An 18464-nucleotide genomic window follows, 5' to 3' on the forward strand; every position below is an offset into this window, starting at 1 on the left:
AGCGGCCGTCGTCGTGCGTCCGATCGCCGCAGGCGACCACGCGGCGGTGGCCGCGTTGACCGAGGCCGCCTACGTCCGCGGCGGGCACGTGAAGCCGGACGACGGCTACCTACCCAAGCTGCAGGACGTGGCCACCCGCGCCGCCGAGGCCGAGGTGCTGGTGGCCGAGGTCCCAGGCCCGGACGGCCACCCGGTGGTGGCCGGCTCCGTGGTGCTGGCCCCTCACGGACACCCGTGGGCGGAGGTCGCCTACCCGGACGAGTACGAGTTCCGCATGCTCGCCGTGCACCCGGACCACCACCGCCGCGGCATCGCCCGTGCCCTGGTGGACGCGGTGATCGAGCGGGCGCGGGCCACCGCGGGGGTGCGCGCCGTGGTGCTCTCCTCCCTGCTCTCCATGCGCGGGGCCCACCGCCTCTACGCCTCCTACGGCTTCGAGCACGTGCCGAGCCGGGACTGGATGCTCTCCGAGATGATCCCCGGGATCCCTCTGCACAAGGACAAGGGCCCGTTCCCCGTGTACCGGATGCCGCTGGAGGCCGAGCAGTCGTGAGCCGGCGCCCGGGAGAGGCCGGGCACCGGCGGCCCCGGCCGAACGACTAGACTCGGGCGCAGACCCCGCCCCGTCCGCAGGCCGGACCTCCGTGCGCGCCGACGGGCGGGAGACCGCCGACCGACGACCGAGGAGATCCATGGCTGAGATCACTCGAGACCAGGTGGCCCATCTGGCCCGCCTGGCCCACATCAGGATGGGCGAGCAGGAGCTGGACACACTGTCCGGCGAGCTGGGCCTCATCCTGGACTCCATCTCCCAGGTGCAGGAGGTGGCCGGCGAGGACGTCGTGCCGACCTCCCACCCCATCCCGCTGACCAACGTCTTCCGTGAGGACGAGCCGCGGGACACGCTGACCCGCGAGCAGGCCCTGGACCAAGCGCCGGACTCCGAGGACGGCCAGTTCAAGGTCCCCGCGATCCTGGACGGAGAGTGATCGCAGCCGTGACCGAGACCTTCGACGTAAACGCCGAGCTGACCGCCGACCAGCTCGTCCGCCTCACCGCCTTGCAGATGGCCGAGCGCCTCGCCGCCGGCACCACCACCTCTGTGGAGCTCGTGCAGGCCCACCTGGACCGCATCGCCGAGTTCGACGGCGACCCCCGCGCCGACGCCGCCAGCGACCGCGGCGTGCGCGCCTACCTCCACGTGAACACCGAGGAGGCGCTCGCCGTGGCCGCCGAGGTGGATGCGATCCGCGCCGCCGGCGGCCCCGAGGCCGAGGCGCTGCACCCGCTGGCCGGCGTGCCCGTGGCCGTCAAGGACAACATCGTGACCGTGGGGCAGCCCACCACCGCGGCCTCGAAGATGCTGGACGGCTGGATGAGCCCCTACGACGCGCACGTGATCGAGCGCATCCGTGAGGCGAGGCTGCCGATCCTCGGCAAGACCAACATGGACGAGTTCGCCATGGGCGGCTCCACCGAGCACTCCGTGTTCGGCGTCACCCGCAACCCGTGGGACCCGGACCGCGTGCCCGGCGGCTCCGGCGGCGGCTCCGCCGCCGCGGTGGCCGGATTCCTGGCCCCGTTCGCCCTCGGTTCGGACACCGGCGGCTCCATCCGCGAGCCCGCCGCGTTCACCGGCACCGTGGGCATGAAGCCGACCTACGGCGCCGTGTCCCGCTACGGCGTGATCGCCATGGCCTCCTCCCTGGACCAGGTGGGCCCGGCCGCCCGCACCGTGGCGGACGCCGCCGCCCTGCAGCAGGTCATCGGCGGCCACGACCGTCGTGACTCCACCTCGCTGCCGGACGAGCCGGCCGACCTCGTCTCCGCCGCCGGCAACCGCGACCTCACCGGCCTCAAGGTCGGCGTCATCGCGGACCAGTCCACCGAAGGCTTCGACGCCGGCGTGAAGGCCGCCTTCGACGCGGACGTGGAGGCGCTGCGTGCCGCCGGCGCGGAGATCGTGGAGGTCTCCTGCCCGCACTTCGACGCCGCGCTCGCCGCGTACTACCTGATTATGCCGTCCGAGGCGTCCTCCAACCTGGCCCGCTACGACGGCGTGCGCTACGGCAACCGCGTGGTCCCCGCCGGGGGCGGCACGATCGAGCAGGTCATGGGCGCAACCCGCGAGGCCGGCTTCGGCCCCGAGGTGAAGCGCCGCATCATCCTGGGCACCTACGCCCTGTCCGCCGGCTACTACGACGCCTACTACGGCTCGGCGCAGAAGGTCCGCACCCTGGTGCAGGAGGACTTCGCCGCCGCGTTCGAGAAGGTGGACGTGCTGCTCACCCCGACCGCGCCCACCCCGGCGTTCGAGCTCGGCGCGCAGACCAAGGACCCGATGACGATGTACCTCAACGACATCGCCACCATCCCGGCCAACCTCGCCGGCGTCCCCGGCCTCTCCGTGCCGGGCGGCACCGTGGACGGCCTGCCGTACGGCCTGCAGCTCATGGCTCCGGCCCGTGAGGACGCCCGCCTGTACTCGGTGGGCGCCGCCGTGGAGGCGCTCCTGGACGGGCGCCGCGGCACCCCCGGTCTGGGCGCAGGCCCCGGACCTCGTCAAGGGCGCCGAGCGCGCCGCCGCTCCGACCGCAGGAGGCCAGCAGTGAGCTCGAACGACGTGATGGACTTCGGCCAGGCCATGGAGCAGTTTGACCCGGTGCTCGGGTTCGAGGTGCACGTGGAGCTGAACACGAGGTCCAAGATCTTCTCCTCGGCCCCCAACGCCTTCGGCGACGAGCCGAACACCAACGTCACCGCCCTGGACCTCGGCCTGCCGGGCACCCTGCCGGTGGTGAACAGGGAGGCCGTGGAGTACGCGATCCGCCTCGGCGTGGCGCTGGACGCGCAGGTCGCCGAGTCCTGCCGCTTCGCCCGGAAGAACTACTTCTACCCGGACACCCCGAAGAACTTCCAGACCTCCCAGTACGACGAGCCGATCGTGTTCGACGGCCACCTCGACGTGGAGCTGGAAGACGGCGAGGTCTTCCGCGTGGAGATCGAGCGCGCCCACCTCGAGGACGACGCCGGCAAGCTCACCCACCAGGGCGGCTCCGGCCGCATCCAGGGCGCCTCCGCCTCCCTGGTGGACTACAACCGCGCCGGCGTGCCGCTGATCGAGATCGTCACCAAGCCGATCGTCGGCGCCGGGGACCGCGCCCCGGAGCTGGCCCGTGCCTATGTGACCGCCATCCGGGACATCGTCAAGGCGATCGACATCTCCGATGCACGGATGGAGCACGGCAACGTCCGCTGCGACGCCAACGTGTCCCTGATGCCCAAGGGCTCGGACACCTTCGGCACCCGCACCGAGACCAAGAACGTGAACTCCACCCGTGCCGTCCAGCACGCCGTGCAGCACGAGATCCAGCGCCAGGCCGCCCTGCTCGCCGCCGGGGGCACGGTCACACAGGAGACCCGCCACTGGCACGAGGACACCCGCACCACCACCTCGGGCCGACCGAAGTCCGATGCGGACGACTACCGCTACTTCCCGGAGCCGGACCTCGTGCCGGTCGTCGTGGACCGCGAGTGGGTCGAGCGCGTCCGGGCCGAGTTGCCCGAGCTGCCGGCGGTGCGCCGCAAGCGCCTCAAGGCCGAGTGGGGCTTCTCCGACGAGGAGTTCCGCGACGTGGTCAACGCCGGCGTGGACGGCGAGATCGCGGCCACCGTGGAGGCCGGCGCCACCCCGGCGGCCGCCCGCAAGTGGTGGATGGGCGAGATCGCCCGCCTGGCCAACGTCCGCGAGGTCGAGGTCTCCGCGCTCGGTGTGGAGCCGGCCCACGTGGTGGAGGTCGAGGAGCTGATCGCCGCCAAGACCATCAACGACAAGATCGCCAAGCAGGTCCTCGGCTTCGTGGCCGACGGCGAGGGCACCCCGAAGCAGATCGTCGAGGCCAGGGGCCTGGCCGTGGTGTCCGACGACGGCGCCCTCACCGAGGCCGTCGACGCCGCCATCGCGGACAACCCGGACGTGGTGGAGAAGATCAAGGGCGGCAAGATGCAGGCCATCGGCGCCCTCATCGGACCCGTCATGAAGGCCACCCGCGGCCAGGCCGACGCCGGCCGCGTGCGGGCGATCGTCATGGAGCGCCTCGGGGTCGGCTGACCCGAGCTCGCCCGCCGCGTGGAGGGGCCGCCCGTTCGGGCGGCCCCTCTGTCATGCCGTGGCGCCTTGTCCTCCTGTCTGCAGGATTCCTCGGCGTGCGCACAGGAGAGTCATGGAGGAGACAAGGCGGACGAGGTGCCGAGCGGAACGGCGAGCGTCTTCATGGGAACCCCGGGTGTCCGGGGACGCGAGCAGCAGATGGGGACGGCTCGGGTCCTGCTGGAGCAGGGCATCGCACCGGGCGACCTGGCGGCGACCGACTTCAGGAAGAAGACGTCCACCAGGGCGGATGCCTACGCGGTGGGGGTCACCGACCGCGAGGGCGCCACGCGCAGCGCCGTGAACAACACCCTGGCGGTCTCCGACTGGGGCGTGGGCCTGTCCGAGTACCCCGCCTGCGACTGGTGCGACGACGTCATGAACGAGACCGCGGACCTCGCCTTCGGCGACGCCTGGCTTCCGGACTACGCCGGCGATCCGGACGGGGCGAACGTGGCCGTCGTGCGCTCCGCGCAGGCGTCGGATCGCCATTGAACTGCTCGAGCGTGAGCTCTCTGGCTGCCGCGCATCGTCGCCGCGAGGCAGACCGGCGTCTTGGTGAGGGGACAGGCGGAGGCGGCGGCCGTCGTCGTGAAGGAGGGGCTGGAGGTGCCCGCCCACGGCGGGCCGGCGGTCTGGGTCCACGGAGACCCGCACACCGGCAACACCGTCCTCGGCCCGGACGGACCCGTGCTGGTGGACTGGGGAGACCTCACCGCCGGAGACCCCGCGAGCGACCTCGGCTGGGCCTGGGAGCACTGCACGGCCGTGGCCCTGCCACGACTCTGGAACGCCTATGGCCTGGAACGCTCCGACCCGTTGCATGCCCGTGCCTGGGCCGTGCGCTACGCCCTCATCCTCCTCACGGCGGACGGAGACGGCAGGGACGAGGGCCGGGGCCGCCGACTGCTGGCGGCCGCCCTGGCATAACGGGCCGGCTCGGCACAGCGGTCGCGGGGAAGTACCCTCAGGGGTGGCGTGCCACCGATGTCACGCCCGGAGCACCGCAGCCGCCGCACCACCCCCGCGCCGGCTCCGACCACCGACGTCCTCAGGAGAGCCCCACACCCATGAAGGCCCTGTACAAGTCCGGCCCCCACGCCGGTTTCGAGTTCACCGACCGCCCGGAGCCCGAGTGCGGCCCCCACGACGTGAAGATCCGCGTGCACACCACCGGCATCTGCGGCACCGACCTGCACATCGAGGCCTATGACGCGGCCGCGCAGGCCATGATCCAGGCACCCATGGTCCCGGGCCACGAGTTCTACGGCGAGGTCGTGGAGGTCGGGGACATGGTGGAGCACGTGGAGGTCGGCCAGCGGGTCTCCGGCGAGGGCCACGTGGTCTGCGGCATGTGCCGCAACTGCCGGGCCGGACGCCGCCAGATGTGCATCAACACCGTCTCCGTGGGCGTGCAGCGCGACGGCGCCTTCGCCGAGTACGTGGTCATCCCCGAGTCCAACGTGTGGCAGCACAAGGACGAGGCGATCACCCCGGAGGTCGGCGCGATCTTCGACCCGCTCGGCAACGCCGTGCACACCGCCCTGTCCTTCCCGCTGGTCGGCGAGGACGTGCTCATCACCGGCGCCGGCCCCATCGGCCTGATGGCCATCGGCATCGCCCGCCACGCCGGTGCCCGCCGCATCGCCATCACCGACGTCTCCCCCGAACGACTCGAGCTCGCCAGAACGATGGGCGCGGACGCCGCGATCGACGTCTCCGCGACCCGCATCAAGGACGCCCAGGCCGAGCTCCGCATGGACGAGGGCTTCGACGTCGGGCTCGAGATGTCCGGCCGCGCCTCCGCCCTGCAGGAGATGGTGGCCAACATGAACCACGGCGGCAAGATCGCCCTGCTCGGCCTGCCCAGCGAGGAGATCGCCATCGACTGGCAGTCCGTGGTCACCCACATGATCACCATCAAGGGCATCTACGGCCGCGAGATGTTCGAGACCTGGTACGCCATGTCCGCGATGCTGCAGTCGAACCCCGCCCTGCTGAAGCAGATCGAGTCGGTCGTCACCGACGTCATCCCCGCCCACGACTGGCAGCGCGGCTTCGACGCCGCCCGTGCCGGCGCCACCGGAAAGATCGTCCTGGACTGGAGGAACCTCTGATGTACGCATTCAAGGACCAGCTGGCCGCCGAGCTCAACGAGCTCCGTGAGTCCGGCCTCTACAAGCACGAGCGGGCCATCACCACCCCGCAGTCCGCCCATGTGCGGGCCACTCCGGCCGCGCCGAGGACGCCGCACCGAAGCCGGTGCTGAACTTCTGCGCCAACAACTACCTCGGCCTGGCCGACGACGAGCGGCTGATCGATGCCGCCAAGAAGGCCCTGGACGAGCGCGGCTTCGGCATGGCCTCCGTCCGCTTTATCTGCGGCACCCAGGACCTGCACGTGCAGCTCGAGCAGCGCCTGTCCGCGTTCCTCGGCACCGAGGACACCATCCTGTTCTCCAGCTGCTTCGACGCCAACGGTGCCGTGTTCGAGCCGCTCTTCGGCCGTGAGGACGCCATCATCTCGGACGCGCTCAACCACGCCTCGATCATCGACGGCGTCCGCCTGTCCAAGGCGAACCGCTTCCGCTACGCCAACCGGGACATGGAGGACCTGCGCGCCCAGCTCGAGGCCACCAAGGAGCTCAACGAGGCGCCGGCGCCCGCCGCACCGTGATCGTCACCGACGGCGTCTTCTCCATGGACGGCTACCTCGCCCCGCTGGCCGAGATCTGCGACCTCGCCGACGAGTACGGCGCCCTGGTGATGGTCGATGACTCCCACGCCGTCGGCTTCATGGGGGACACCGGCGCCGGCACCCCCGAGCACGCCGGGGTGTCCGATCGCGTGGACATCTACACCGGCACCTTCGGCAAGGCCCTCGGCGGTGCCTCCGGCGGCTACGTGGCCGGCCGGAAGGAGATTGTGGAGGTGCTGCGCCAGCGTGGCCGCCCGTACCTGTTCTCCAACTCCGTGGCCCCGACGATCGTGGCCGCCACCCTCACCGCCCTGGACCTCGTGGAGGGCTCCGCGGCCCTGCGCAAGACGCTCTTCGACAACGCCGCGCTGTTCCGCCGCCGCATGACCGAGGAGGGCTTCGAGCTGCTCGAGGGCGAGCACGCCATCATCCCCGTGATGTTCGGCGACGCCGCCCTGGCCGCCCGCGTGGCCGACGCCATGCTGGAGCAGGGCGTGTACGTCACCGCGTTCTCCTACCCGGTGGTGCCGAAGGGGGCGGCCCGCATCCGCGTGCAGCTCTCCGCGGCCCACTCCGAACAGGACGTGGAGGACGCCGTGCAGGCCTTCGTGAAGGCCCGCGCCGCCGTGCAGGGCTGACGGTTGGCTGGCCGCCTCCCGTTTTGCCAGCGAAAACGTCTGGGGGGCAGCCGGGCACCGTCAGAACGCCGCCATCGCCCGCTCGAGGCGCGGCAGGACCTTCCGTAGCAGCTTGCCCCAGCGCAGCGGGCGGCCCGTGATCTCCTGCCGCGCTCGGGCGTCGTCCAGGGCCTCGAGCGCGGCGTTGCCCAGCCACACACGGGCGCGGTCGGCTTCGTCCGGGTCCCGCGCGATCGCGTCGATCAGGTCCTGCCCGTGCCAGATCGCCAGGTCCGCGACGTTCCGGGCCGGGTCGCCGGCATGCGCCAGGTCCCAGTCCAGCACGCCGGCGAGCGTCCACGTGACCTCGGCGCCCGGCCCCGGCACGGGCCGCCAGCGCATGTTGTGCCGGCCAGATCCCCGTGGACCAGCCGCGGGCCACGGCGGGACAAAAGGACCAGGCGCGGGCCGTCGCGGCGATCCGCTCCACCGCCGTCTCCCAGTCCGCCGGCAGGGCCGGGGCGTGCTCGGCCGGCAGCGCCTCGGCCAGGCGCAGCAGCGACTCGATCCGGGCGTCCGTCCACGGGCCGCGGAAGGCCCACGCCGAGCCGAGGCCGGCGGCGACGTCCTCGGCCTGCATGTCCACCGTGTCCAGGACGTCCACGATCGCGCGCAGGGCGGCGGGGTCTCCCTCGTGCGGCGGGTGCGGCTGCCCGGGCAGATACGGCTGGAGCACGGCGGCGGTCAACGGCATGCCCGCGTCCGTCTCGGCGTGCCACACCTCGGACAGCGGGGCCGGCACCGCGAACGGCAGGCCCCGCTCCGCCAGAACCTCCAGCAGCCGCATGCGCCGGGGCAGGTGGAAGGCGGGGGAGTCGTCCGGCGCCCAGCAGGTGCCCGGGGCGGCACCGGCCTCGGCCATGCGCGTCATGCGCAGCACCGCCACGTCCGGCAGCACCAGCACCCGGTGGAACTGCCCGGACTCCTCCACGTGTCCGGCCCGCCAGTCCGCCTCGGCCAGCTGTGCCGCCGTGCCGGCGTCCACGTGGGGGAGCAGCCGGTCCGCGCAGCTGCGCGCAAGCCCGATCTCTGAGGGAAGGGGATCAGACGCCATGACTCCAACGGTAACCCCGGCGGCCGGATCTACACTGCGCACGTGAGCACTTCCGCAGAGTCCTCCCAGGACAGTCAGACCCCGACGACGGCACGCACCTGCGGTGCGCTGCCCGCCCCCTCGGCGCGCACCGTCCGCTGGGAGGTCGCGATCGTCCTCGGGCTCTCCCTCGGCAAGTCGGCCGTCTACGCCGTGGTGCAGCTGGTGGACAAGCTAACCCAGGGGCCGCTGCAGGAGCAGACCACCGTCCTGAACCCGGTGCTCAATAGCCGCTGGGTGTTCGACCTGCTCTACCAGCTGCTGAACATCGGCTTCGCCCTGGTGCCGGTGGTGCTCGTGCTGCACCTGGTGTGGCTGCGGGGTCGGAACCCGTTCCGCACCTTCGGGCTGGACCTGCGCCGGCCGCGTCGACCTCGGCTGGGGCACGCTGCTCTTCCTGGCGATGGGGCTGGGCACGCTGGCCGTCTACGCCGGAGGCCGGGCGCTCGGGCTCACCACGGCGATCGTCGGCTCGGCCATGGACGAGGCCTGGTACACCGTGCCGGTGCTGGTGCTCTCCGCGCTGCGGCACGCGCTGGTGGAGGAGGTGATCGTGGTGGCCTGGCTGGTGGACCGGCTGTCCTACCTGCAGCAGCTACGCTCCGCCGGCCTGACGGGAGAGCGGTCACCGGTGCTGCCGGCCCCGCGGACCACGGGCACCGGGGCCTTCCTGCCGGTCCGTGTGACCACGCTCGTGCTGGCCCTGGCCGTCCTGCGGGCCGCCTACCACCTGTACCAGGGCGTCGGACCGGGCCTGGGCAACGCCGTGATGGGCGTGGTGTTCGTGCTCGTCTACCTGCGCTACCGGCGGGTCATGCCGTTGGTGGTCGCACACCTGCTGCTGGACGTCACCGGGTTCGTGGCCTATCCGCTGCTGGCCCGGCTCGGCTGGTTCGGGGGGTGACCCGCAGCCCGTCTCAGCCGGCCACGGGCGCACGCGGCCCCGCACCGTCCAGGTGCGGGGCCGTCGTCGGGAAGGGGCGCGTCAGAGGCTGACGGTGCCCTTCGGGGTCTCGAAGGTCACGGTGAGCAGGCCGGGGGTGCCGGAGGGCGCGGCGTACTCGATGTTGAGATCCTCGACGGTCTGGGACGGGTCGTCCAGGCCGAGCCAGGAGCGGACGCGCTCACGGGAGCCCGCCAGCGTCAGCCCGGAGATCGACGCCTCGGCCGGTGCGGCCAGGGACGGGTGGAGGTCCTCGGTGCCCTCGTCCCAGCAGACCAGGTAGGGGACCTGCGGGTCCGCGATCAGGCCCTTGAGGCCGATCTGCTGCCAGGTCAGCTCCCGGCCGTCCGGGAACTTGCGGTTGCCCGGGACGGAGGAGCGGCCGAGGCGCTCCTCGAAGCCGGACAGGTCGTCCGCGGCCACGACCCAGCCCATCCAGCCGCCGCCCTGCTCGGAGCGGGCGCGCACGGCCTGGCCGAACGGGGCGTTCGCGGAGGCGGGGTGGTCCAGGACCTCCACGACCTCCAGGTACTGGCGCCGTGCCATGGGGAACAGGACGTTGCGGGTGCCGAAGCGGGGGTGGACGCCGCCCTTGACGCGTTCGATGCCCAGCGCGTCGGAGATCCGCTCCACGGTGGCGTCGAGGCCCTCGGGTCCGGCGGCGTAGGACACATGGTCCAGGCGGATGGTGCTCACGAAGAATCGTCCTCTCGTCGGCCCGGGGGGATGTCAGCCGGGCTGTCGTGAGGCTCAGGCTAGCCCTGTGTGACGCGGGACATGAAATCCATGACGGTCTGGCGTGCGGTCCAGGCAGAACGGTGTCAGACTGGCGTCACGGTCACGAGAGTCAGCACCAGTGCCCCGGCATGCTGGCCGGCAACCCTCCCCACCGCGGCGGGGTGCCCCGGGTGACGACCAGGCCGGCCCCACATCGGAGGCACGGCAAGCGCGGTCGCGTCATGCGCCCGCTCCCGCACGGGCGTGCGAGAGCCGTGGACCCTGCCGGTCCGCGGCGGCCCACGGCGCGGGGGCATGGCCGACCCTGAGACCAGCAGGAGTCAGCCATGAGCACCGAGCCGAACACCACCGACTGGGGCTTCGAGACCCGCCAGATCCACGCCGGCGCCGAGCAGCCCCACGCCCACGGGGCCACCGCCCTGCCGATCGTGCAGACCACCAGCTTCGACTTTCCGAGCTCCCAGGTGGCCGCGGACCGATTCGCGCTCGCCGACCTGGACCCGCTCTACACCCGCATCGGCAACCCCACGCAGGAGGCGGTGGAGAAGAAGATCGCCGCGCTCGAAGGCGGCGTGGGCGCCCTGCTGCTGTCCTCCGGCCAGTCCGCCACCACCTTCGCGATCCTCAACCTCGCCGGCGCCGGGGACCACGTGGTGGTCTCCACCTCCCTCTACGGCGGCACGCAGAACCTGTTCAAGCACACCCTGGCGAAGGTCGGCGTGCAGACCACGTTCGTGCAGGACCCGGACGACCTCGAGCAGTGGCGGGCCGCCGTCCGCCCGGAGACGAAGGCGTTCTTCGGCGAGTCCCTCGGCAACCGCGCGGGGACATCCTGGACGTCGCCGGGGTCTCGGCCGTGGCCCACGAGGCCGGCGTGCCGCTGATCGTGGACAACACCCTGGCCTCGCCCTCCCTGTTCCGGCCGATCGAGCACGGCGCGGACGTGGTCACGCACTCGGCCACGAAGTACCTCGGCGGGCACGCGGCCGCGATGGCCGGCGTGATCGTGGACGCCGGCTCCTTCGACTACGGTGCGCACCCGGACCGCTTCCCGGGCTTCACCGAGCCGGACGAGTCCTACCACGGCCTCGTCTACGCCAGGGACCTCGGTGCGGACGGCGCCTTCGGGGTGAACCTCTCCTACATCCTCAAGGCGCGGGTGCAGCTGCTGCGGGACTACGGCTCGGCGCTCTCCCCGTTCAACGCCTTCCTGGTGAACCTCGGCCTGGAGACCCTCTCCCTGCGCATGGAGCGGCATGTGGCCAACGCCCGCCGGGTGCTGGAGTTCCTGGACGGGCACGCGCAGGTGGAGTCCGTGGTGCACCCGGACCACGCCTCGAGCCCGTGGCACGCCCGGGCGCAGGAGCTGTTCCCGAAGGGCGCCGGGGCGATCGTGTCCTTCGAGATCGCCGGCGGCCGCGAGGCCGGTGCCGCCTTCGTGGACGCCCTGCGGCTGCACCACCATGTGGCCAACGTGGGCGACGTCCGCTCGCTGGTGATCCACCCGGCCTCCACCACCCACTCCCAGCTCACCGCGGAGGAGCAGCGCGCCACCGGTGTCACCCCGGGCCTGGTCCGCCTGTCCGTGGGCCTGGAGAGCATCGAGGACATCCTGGCGGACCTCGAGGTCGGCTTCGCCGCCGCCTCCGGCGCCGTGAAGCACGACGACGGCCCGGTCGCCTCCGCAGGGGAGGTCCGGTGACGGCAGTGGACGTCAGGAACACCCGCACGGACCTGCCGGAGGGCGGGCTGCATCGGCTGTCCGTGGGGCCACTGGACACGGAGACCGGGGGGCATCTGCCGGAGGTGGAGCTGGCCTATGAGACCTGGGGGACGCTGAACGCGGACGGCACCAATGCGGTGCTCGTGCTGCATGCACTCACCGGTGACACCCACGTGGCGGCCCACACGGAGGACCCGTCCCCGGGCTGGTGGGACGAGCTCGTCGGGCCGGGGTGCGCCGTGGACACGGACCGCTGGTTCGTGGTGGCCCCGAACATCGTGGGCGGCTGCTCCGGCTCCACCGGCCCGGCCAGCCCGGCCCCGGACGGCAGGCCGTGGGGTTCGCGCTTCCCCTTCATCACCCTGCGGGACGCCGTGGGGGTGGAGGCCCGACTGGCGGACCACCTGGGCATCGCTCGCTGGCACGCGGCGATCGGCGGGTCGATGGGCGGCGCCCGAGCCCTGGAATGGGCGGTGAGCCTGCCGGATCGGGTGGCCGGCGTGGGCGTGCTGGCCTCCACGGCGCACTCCAGCGCCGAGCAGATCGCCTTCGCACAGTCCCAGACGCAGGCCATCCGCCTGGACCCGCAGTTCAACGGCGGCGACTACTACGGCGGCCCGCAGCCGGAGGCCGGCCTCGGCATCGCCCGCAGGATCGCCCACATCACCTACCGCAGCGCCGAGGAGCTGGCGGTGCGGTTCGCGCGGCCACCAGGGCGACGAGAACCCGTTCGGCACCCCGCGGGGAGCGGATCGGCCGCTACCAGGTGGAGTCCTACCTGGACCATCAGGCTTCGAAGCTCGTCGGCCGGTTCGACGCCAACGCCTACCTGACCATCACCGAGGCGCTCATGAGCCACGACGTCGGCCGAGGACGCGGCGGAGCGGCCGCCGCGCTGGCACGCTTCACAGGACGGGCCTTCGTGGCGGCCGTGGAGTCGGACCGGCTCTACCTGCCGTCCGAGTCCCACGAACTGGCTGCACTGCTGCCGGCACGCCCCACTGTGCACATGATCGACTCGCCGCTCGGCCATGACGGTTTCCTGGTCCACTACGGGCAGGTGGCCGAGCAGCTGAAGGAGGAGCTCCGGCTGTGAACGCGGAGCCGGGCAACGCCGGCTCCGCGGGCGGTCAGTCCTCCGTGTAGTCCGAACCGTGCGGCATGTCCGTGCCGAACATCGGTGCCGCGTCCGGGCGCTTGGCGCTGATGCCGTCGCCGGACGAGATGCCCTTGATGCGACGGATCACCCACGGGACCAGGTGCGTGCGGGCCCACACGACGTCCTCCGCGCGGGCATGACGCCAGGTCCGCGGCGGCAGCGGCTTGGGTACGAACGGCTCGAGCTCGTGCTCCACGTTGAGGGTCTCCAGCACCATCGCGGCGATGGTGTGGTGCCCGGTGGGGGAGAAGTGCAGGCGGTCCTCCGCCCACATCTCCGGCCGGGAGAGGACCTTCAGGGACCACATGTCCGGCACCAGGGCGTCGTGCCGGGCAGCGATGGTGCGGATGTTCTCGTTGAAGATCGCGACCTTGCCGCGGATGCGGCCGAGCACCGGGGTCTCCTTGATGTCCGTGACGTTGAACAGGATCACGGTGGCACCGGAGGCGGCCAGCCGTTCGACGGCGGCGTCCAGTCGGGTGGCGACGTCGTCCGGGTCCGCGCGGCGCAGGATGTCGTTGCCGCCGGCGCAGATGCTGATCAGATCAGGGCGGAGGGCGAGAGCCGGGTCGATCTGGTCGGCGGCGATCTGGTCCAGGAGCTTGCCGCGCACGGCGAGGTTCGCGTAGGCGAAGTCCTCGCCCGCCGGAGTGAGGCGTGCAAGCTCCTCGGCCACGCGGTCGGCCCAGCCGCGGTGGTAGCCGGGTCGCTCGGAGACCGGGTCTCCGATGCCCTCGGTGAAGGAGTCGCCGAGGGCGACGTAGCGGCGCCACGGATGGGTGACGGCGGAGTCAGAGGTGCGGGGGCCGTCGTCGGGAAGGCGGTGTGCGGAGGAGTCCGTCTGCTGAGTGCTCACGGTCCACCATTCTGGGGAGAGACACCCCGTACTGCAACGGAAGCGGAGTGGCGTGTTCCGCTTGGGCTGCTCGGAATACGCTGGACGCCATGACTGCTCAGACCCCCGAGTTCACCGTCCGCTGGTCCCACCCCGAGGGGGAGCGCACCAAGCACCTCCTGGTGATGCTGCACGGCTTCGGTGCGGACGAGAACGACCTGTTCGGCCTCGTCTCCGCGTTGCCGGAGCACTTCACCGTGGCCTCCGTGCGTGCTCCGCTGCGGATCCCCATGGGCGGCTTCGCCTGGTTCCCGCTGTCCCAGGACCCGGTCACCGGGGAGATCGGATCCGACGCGCCGTCCGTGCGTGCCGCCGTGGAGGCGCTGCACAGCTGGGTCGAGTCCGTCCGCGGCGACTTCTCCACCGTGACCCTGCTCGGCTTCTCCCAGGGCATGGCCATGGCCATGTCCCTGCTGCGCCTGGATCCGTCCGGCTACGCCTGCACCGTGGGCCTGTCCGGCTTCGTGGCCGACCCCGAGCGTCAGGAGGCGGAGCTGGCCACGCTCTTCGACCGGGACGACGAGGTCGCCCGGGTCCAGCCCAAGGTCTTCTGGGGACGCGGCCAGGAGGACCCGATCATCTCCGAGGCCCGCGTGGAGGCCACCCACGGCTGGCTGAACAGGCACGTGGACATGACCAAGATCGTCTACGCCGGCCTCGGCCACGCGATCCACCCGCAGGAGGTCGGCCACGTGCGCGACTACCTGACCCAGGTGGTGCCGAAGGGCTGAGAACGAGGCCGGGGAGAGCGCTTCAGTCAGCCCTGCGGCGCCTCGATCACCACGGACTCCCCGTTGAACTCCACCACGTCCCCATGGTGCAGCTGGGCGCCGCGCTGGGTGCGGACCTCACCGTTGACGGTGACCATGCCGTCCTGGATCACGTCGCGCGCCATGGCGCCGTCCTCCACGAGCGAGGCGAGCTTGAGGGCCTGGCCGAGGCGGATGGTCTCGTCGCGGATGGGCAGGGGTTGTGCGTCGGAAGTCATGAGGCCATTGTCCCCGGTAGGCTTGGCCTCACGCGAGTCGTGCGCGTCCCCGGGCCGTGCCCGGACGCCTCGACCCCTCCCGCCGACGCAGCTGCGTACCGCGCCGGCCTGCCCCACACCCGAGACGACGGAAGTGACACTCACCCATGGCTGCCAAGTCCCCGCTGGACAACGTCATCAACCTCGCCAAGCGCCGAGGCTTCGTGTTCCAGGCCGGTGAGATCTACGGCGGTTCCCGCTCGGCCTGGGACTACGGGCCGCTGGGCGTGGAGCTGAAGGAGAACATCAAGAACGAGTGGTGGAAGACCTTCGTGCGCTCCCGCGAGGACATGGTCGGCCTGGACTCGTCCATCATCCTGCCGCGGGACGTGTGGAAGGCCTCCGGCCACGTGGACACCTTCACCGACCCGCTCGTGGAGTGCACCTCCTGCCACAAGCGCCACCGCCAAGACCACCTGGAGGAGGCCTTCGAGGCGAAGAAGGGCCGCAAGGCGGAGTCCATGGCGGAGATCGTGTGCCCGGACTGCGGCACCCGCGGCGAGTTCACCGAGCCGCAGCTGTTCTCCGGCCTGATGAAGACCTTCCTCGGCCCCGTGGACAATGAGGAGGGCCTGCACTACATGCGCCCGGAGACGGCGCAGGGCATCTTCGTGAACTTCCTCAACGTGGTGAACGCCGCCCGCAAGAAGCCGCCGTTCGGCATCGGCCAGGTCGGCAAGGCGTTCCGCAATGAGATCACCCCCGGCAACTTCATCTTCCGCACCCGCGAGTTCGAGCAGATGGAGATCGAGTACTTCGTGCCGCCGGCCGAGGCCCAGGAGCACTTCGACCGCTGGGTGGAGGACTGCTGGAACTGGTTCGTGGACTTAGGGCTCGACCCGGACAACATGCGCCGCTTCGACGTCCCGGCCGAGGAGCGCGCGCACTACTCGGACGGCACCATCGACCTGGAGTACCGCTTCGGCTTCGGCGGCGGCGAGGGCTGGGGCGAGCTCATGGGCGTCGCCAACCGCACGGACTACGACCTGTCCCAGCACACCGAGCACTCCGGCACGAAGATGCAGTACTTCGACCAGGCCAACAACGAGCACTACACCCCGTACGTGATCGAGCCGTCCTTCGGTCTGACCCGCGCCATGATGGCGTTCCTCGTGGACGCCTACGCGGAGGACGAGGCCCCGAACACCAAGGGCGGCGTGGACGTGCGCACCGTGCTGAAGCTGGACCCGCGCCTGGCCCCGGTCAAGGCCGCCGTGCTGCCGCTGTCCAAGAAGCCGGACCTGCAGCCGGCCGCCCAGGGACTCGCGGACGAGCTGCGCGCCCTGTGGAACATCGAGTACGACGACGCCGGCGCCATCGGCCGCCGCTACCGCCGCCAGGACGAGATCGGCACCCCGTACTGCATCACCGTGGACTTCGACACCCTCGAGGACCAGGCGGTCACCGTCCGCGAGCGAGACACGATGCAGCAGGAGCGCGTGGCCCTGTCCCAGGTGAGGTCCTACCTGCTGGAGCGTCTGGTCAAGTGACCGGCGCGCAGCAGAACGGCAGCGCCCGTCCCGCCCCGGAGGGCCTGACCCTCCGGGCGTGGGAGGAGGGCGACGACCTGCGGCTCCTCGAGGTCTTCGGGGACCCCGTGGACGTCCAGCAGCACCAGGACCGCGCCATGCTGGCCCCCTCCTCGGACACCCCGTGGCGCCGCTGCGTGGTGGCCGAGGTCGACGCGGTCCCGGTGGGTGCCGCCGTGGTCTACGCGTCCTCGCTGCACCCGCAGCGTCTCTGGCTGTACGTGGAGACCGCCGCCTCCGAGCGCGGCCGCGGCATCGGCACCGCCCTCGTGGCGTCCCTGCGGGAGATCGTGGCGGCGGCGCACGCCGCCGGCGAGGTCCCGACGACGGCACTCAAGTCCCGCTTCGGCCTCGCCCCGGAGGACACCCGGACGGTGGCCGAGGGTGAGGAGCTGCCCGAGCTCGACCTCGAGTCCCGCGCCGCACGCGCGGCCCAGGCCGAGGCGACCGGCGCCTTCCTCACCGCCCAGGGCTTCGCCCCGATCCAGCGCTCCCGGCGGGTGGCGGTCGCCGCCCGCGCGGTCGCCCTGCCGACTCTGCGCACCGAGGAGACCCCGGAGGGGGTGACCCTCGAGGAGTCCTCCACGGGCTCCGTGGAGCTCACCCGCGCCGTGGCCGCCTTCTACAACGGCACGCATGACTGGGACCCATCGGAGATGAGTCTTGGCCAGGCCCAGCAGATGCTGCTCGGCCCGGACACGGGAGCCGCCGGCGCGGTCGTCCTGCGGGACCGGCCCGGTGCCGAGGGCGGCGCCATCCGTGCCTTCGCCGTGTCCTACACGGCCGAGCGTCAGCAGGACCCGGCGGACGTGCTGCTCGGCTGGGACCCCGAGCTCCCGGACGGCGAGGCGCAACAGGCCGTGGCCGACCTGCTCGCCCTGCTGGTGGCCCAGCATCCGGTGCAGATCGAGGTGGACGAGTCCATGACGGCCCTGGCGCCGATCGTGGACGGCCTGCTCACCGCCGGGTACGCCCAGGTGCTGGCCGACGCCTCCGTGGTGGCGACCGCATGACCTCCTCCGGTCGTATGCGGGAGGCTGCGGCCGTCGTCGGGACTGACGGGGCCGGTGCCGCAGCCCAGGACCCGGCGCGCGTGCGCGCGTTGCGGGCCACCGTGCTGACGGTCGCCCTGCTGAACCTGGCCTACATGCTGGTGGAGATCGCGGTGGCGCTGTCCATCCGCTCCGTGGCCCTGGTGGCGGACTCGGTGGACTTCTTCGAGGACTTCGCCGTCAACCTGCTGATCTTCATCGCCCTCGGCTGGACCCTGGCCCGGCGGGCCCTGGTGGGCAAGGCGATGGCCGTGATCATCGTGCTGCCGGCCCTGGCGGCCCTGGTCATGGCGGTCGTGAAGATGGGGGACCCCGAGCCGCCCGCCGTGGGCGCGCTGCTGTGGACGGCCCTCGGCGCGATCGGCGTGAACCTGGTCTGCGTGGTGCTGCTGTCCCGCTTCCGCTCCGACGGCGGCTCCCTCACCCGGGCCGCCTGGCTGGCCGCCCGCAACGACCTCATCGCCGGGGTGGTGCTCATCGCGCTGGCCGGCGCCACCGCCCTGACCGCCTCGGGCTGGGCGGACATCATCGTGGGCCTGCTGCTGGTGGCCCTCAACGGCTCCGCCGCCAAGGAGGTCTGGGAGGCCGCCACCGAGGAGCAGCTGGCCGCCAAGGCCCTCGCCGGCGAGTTCGACGACGACTGAGCCTCGCCGGCCCCTCCGGCGGCCGCGCGCTCGTGCGGCCATCTCGTCTGCCGGCTGCGTCTCTCCGTGGGCAGCCGGCGGTTCAGGCCCGCGTCCGGGCGCGCAGCGCCACGGTGCACAGCAGGCCGGCGGCGGCC

Annotated in this window: 16 protein-coding genes, 3 pseudogenes and 1 riboswitch; of the genes and pseudogenes, 15 read left to right on the plus strand and 4 right to left on the minus strand. The window is 71.9% G+C overall.

Features of this window, described 5'->3' with window-relative positions:
• The 7 genes and pseudogenes from AC2W7A_RS02245 to AC2W7A_RS02275 all read left to right on the plus strand — a co-directional run.
• A partial coding sequence (locus tag AC2W7A_RS02245; protein ID WP_485989909.1) for a GNAT family N-acetyltransferase occupies positions 1–553 on the plus strand: 553 nt, incomplete at its 5' end.
• 139 nt (positions 554–692) lie between these two features.
• On the plus strand, positions 693–989 hold the full coding sequence (gatC, locus tag AC2W7A_RS02250) for an Asp-tRNA(Asn)/Glu-tRNA(Gln) amidotransferase subunit GatC (protein WP_485989910.1): 297 nt from the start codon (positions 693–695) through the stop codon (positions 987–989).
• Positions 986–4111, plus strand: a complete 3126-nt coding sequence (gene gatB / locus AC2W7A_RS02255; RefSeq protein WP_485989911.1) for an Asp-tRNA(Asn)/Glu-tRNA(Gln) amidotransferase subunit GatB — start codon at positions 986–988, stop codon at positions 4109–4111. Before gatC ends, gatB begins: the two co-directional genes overlap by 4 nt.
• A 162-nt stretch (positions 4112–4273) precedes the next feature.
• Positions 4274–4645 (plus strand): Coenzyme F420 hydrogenase/dehydrogenase, beta subunit C-terminal domain, encoded by a 372-nt coding sequence (locus tag AC2W7A_RS02260; RefSeq protein ID WP_485989912.1) that lies wholly within the window; start codon positions 4274–4276, stop codon positions 4643–4645.
• Positions 4646–4708: 63 nt separating this feature from the next.
• The gene (locus AC2W7A_RS02265; RefSeq protein WP_485989925.1) at positions 4709–5080 is read left to right on the plus strand and encodes a phosphotransferase; all 372 of its coding nucleotides are present in this window, start codon (positions 4709–4711) and stop codon (positions 5078–5080) included.
• A gap of 140 nt (positions 5081–5220) precedes the next feature.
• Positions 5221–6267: an L-threonine 3-dehydrogenase gene (gene tdh / locus AC2W7A_RS02270; RefSeq protein WP_485989913.1), complete on the plus strand. Its 1047-nt coding sequence runs from the start codon at positions 5221–5223 to the stop codon at positions 6265–6267.
• Positions 6267–7485: pseudogene (locus tag AC2W7A_RS02275) on the plus strand (glycine C-acetyltransferase). Before tdh ends, AC2W7A_RS02275 begins: the two are co-directional and overlap by 1 nt.
• Positions 7486–7545: 60 nt before the next feature.
• On the opposite strand, the gene AC2W7A_RS02280 reads toward AC2W7A_RS02275, so the two are convergent.
• The gene (locus AC2W7A_RS02280; RefSeq protein WP_485989914.1) at positions 7546–7866 is read right to left on the minus strand and encodes a hypothetical protein; all 321 of its coding nucleotides are present in this window, start codon (positions 7864–7866) and stop codon (positions 7546–7548) included.
• A gap of 820 nt (positions 7867–8686) precedes the next feature.
• Here AC2W7A_RS02280 and AC2W7A_RS02285 point away from each other — a divergent pair.
• Positions 8687–9521, plus strand: a pseudogene (locus AC2W7A_RS02285) (CPBP family intramembrane glutamic endopeptidase).
• Positions 9522–9602: 81 nt separating this feature from the next.
• On the opposite strand, the gene AC2W7A_RS02290 reads toward AC2W7A_RS02285, so the two are convergent.
• Entirely contained in the window at positions 9603–10256 is a 654-nt protein-coding gene (locus AC2W7A_RS02290) for a VOC family protein (RefSeq protein ID WP_485989915.1), read from the minus strand.
• A gap of 140 nt (positions 10257–10396) precedes the next feature.
• Positions 10397–10515, plus strand: a riboswitch (SAM riboswitch).
• Between the two features lie 109 nt (positions 10516–10624).
• On the opposite strand from AC2W7A_RS02290, the pseudogene AC2W7A_RS02295 reads away from it, so the two are divergent.
• The 3 genes and pseudogenes from AC2W7A_RS02295 to AC2W7A_RS02305 all read left to right on the plus strand — a co-directional run bounded on the left by AC2W7A_RS02295 (position 10625) and on the right by AC2W7A_RS02305 (position 13117).
• A pseudogene (locus AC2W7A_RS02295) lies at positions 10625–12000 on the plus strand (O-acetylhomoserine aminocarboxypropyltransferase/cysteine synthase family protein).
• Positions 12001–12005: 5 nt separating this feature from the next.
• The gene (locus AC2W7A_RS02300) at positions 12006–12854 is read left to right on the plus strand and encodes a homoserine O-acetyltransferase family protein (RefSeq protein WP_485989916.1); all 849 of its coding nucleotides are present in this window, start codon (positions 12006–12008) and stop codon (positions 12852–12854) included.
• Positions 12788–13117 (plus strand): hypothetical protein, encoded by a 330-nt coding sequence (locus AC2W7A_RS02305; protein ID WP_485989917.1) that lies wholly within the window; start codon positions 12788–12790, stop codon positions 13115–13117. The genes AC2W7A_RS02300 and AC2W7A_RS02305 overlap by 67 nt, the downstream gene beginning before the upstream one ends.
• 34 nt (positions 13118–13151) lie before the next feature.
• Here AC2W7A_RS02305 and AC2W7A_RS02310 read toward each other — a convergent pair whose 3' ends face one another.
• A complete protein-coding gene (locus tag AC2W7A_RS02310; RefSeq protein WP_485989918.1) occupies positions 13152–14036 on the minus strand; it encodes an SGNH/GDSL hydrolase family protein in 885 nt (294 codons plus the stop codon).
• Positions 14037–14125: 89 nt separating this feature from the next.
• Between AC2W7A_RS02310 and AC2W7A_RS02315 the strand changes: the two genes are divergently transcribed.
• Positions 14126–14806, plus strand: coding sequence for an alpha/beta hydrolase (locus AC2W7A_RS02315; protein ID WP_485989919.1), 681 nt, complete (start codon positions 14126–14128; stop codon positions 14804–14806).
• 26 nt (positions 14807–14832) lie between these two features.
• Here AC2W7A_RS02315 and AC2W7A_RS02320 read toward each other — a convergent pair whose 3' ends face one another.
• The gene (locus AC2W7A_RS02320) at positions 14833–15063 is read right to left on the minus strand and encodes an RNA-binding S4 domain-containing protein (RefSeq protein WP_485989920.1); all 231 of its coding nucleotides are present in this window, start codon (positions 15061–15063) and stop codon (positions 14833–14835) included.
• Between the two features lie 146 nt (positions 15064–15209).
• On the opposite strand from AC2W7A_RS02320, the gene AC2W7A_RS02325 reads away from it, so the two are divergent.
• From AC2W7A_RS02325 to AC2W7A_RS02335, 3 genes are read left to right on the plus strand one after another with little or no spacing between them, the layout of a single operon-like run.
• Complete coding sequence (locus tag AC2W7A_RS02325; RefSeq protein ID WP_485989921.1) at positions 15210–16592, plus strand: glycine--tRNA ligase; 1383 nt, start codon at positions 15210–15212, stop codon at positions 16590–16592.
• Positions 16589–17644: a GNAT family N-acetyltransferase gene (locus tag AC2W7A_RS02330; protein ID WP_485989923.1), complete on the plus strand. Its 1056-nt coding sequence runs from the start codon at positions 16589–16591 to the stop codon at positions 17642–17644. Before AC2W7A_RS02325 ends, AC2W7A_RS02330 begins: the two co-directional genes overlap by 4 nt.
• Positions 17641–18327, plus strand: coding sequence for a cation efflux transmembrane domain-containing protein (locus tag AC2W7A_RS02335; RefSeq protein ID WP_485989924.1), 687 nt, complete (start codon positions 17641–17643; stop codon positions 18325–18327). Before AC2W7A_RS02330 ends, AC2W7A_RS02335 begins: the two co-directional genes overlap by 4 nt.
• Positions 18328–18464 lie beyond the last annotated feature (137 nt).

It is taken from the genome of Micrococcus sp. LASM2_SD2 (genome assembly GCF_057364565.1).

Excerpts from the sequence above, each read along its gene's own strand:
- gatC (WP_485989910.1), top strand. The coding sequence starts at position 693 with ATGGCTGAGATCACTCGAGACCAGGTGGCCCATCTGGCCCGCCTGGCC.
- AC2W7A_RS02325 (WP_485989921.1), top strand. The coding sequence starts at position 15,210 with ATGGCTGCCAAGTCCCCGCTGGACAACGTCATCAACCTCGCCAAGCGC.
- AC2W7A_RS02315 (WP_485989919.1), top strand. The coding sequence starts at position 14,126 with ATGACTGCTCAGACCCCCGAGTTCACCGTCCGCTGGTCCCACCCCGAG.
- AC2W7A_RS02280 (WP_485989914.1), bottom strand. The coding sequence starts at position 7,866 with ATGCGCTGGCGGCCCGTGCCGGGGCCGGGCGCCGAGGTCACGTGGACG.
- AC2W7A_RS02335 (WP_485989924.1), top strand. The coding sequence starts at position 17,641 with ATGACCTCCTCCGGTCGTATGCGGGAGGCTGCGGCCGTCGTCGGGACT.
- AC2W7A_RS02260 (WP_485989912.1), top strand. The coding sequence starts at position 4,274 with ATGGGAACCCCGGGTGTCCGGGGACGCGAGCAGCAGATGGGGACGGCT.
- tdh (WP_485989913.1), top strand. The coding sequence starts at position 5,221 with ATGAAGGCCCTGTACAAGTCCGGCCCCCACGCCGGTTTCGAGTTCACC.
- AC2W7A_RS02320 (WP_485989920.1), bottom strand. The coding sequence starts at position 15,063 with ATGACTTCCGACGCACAACCCCTGCCCATCCGCGACGAGACCATCCGC.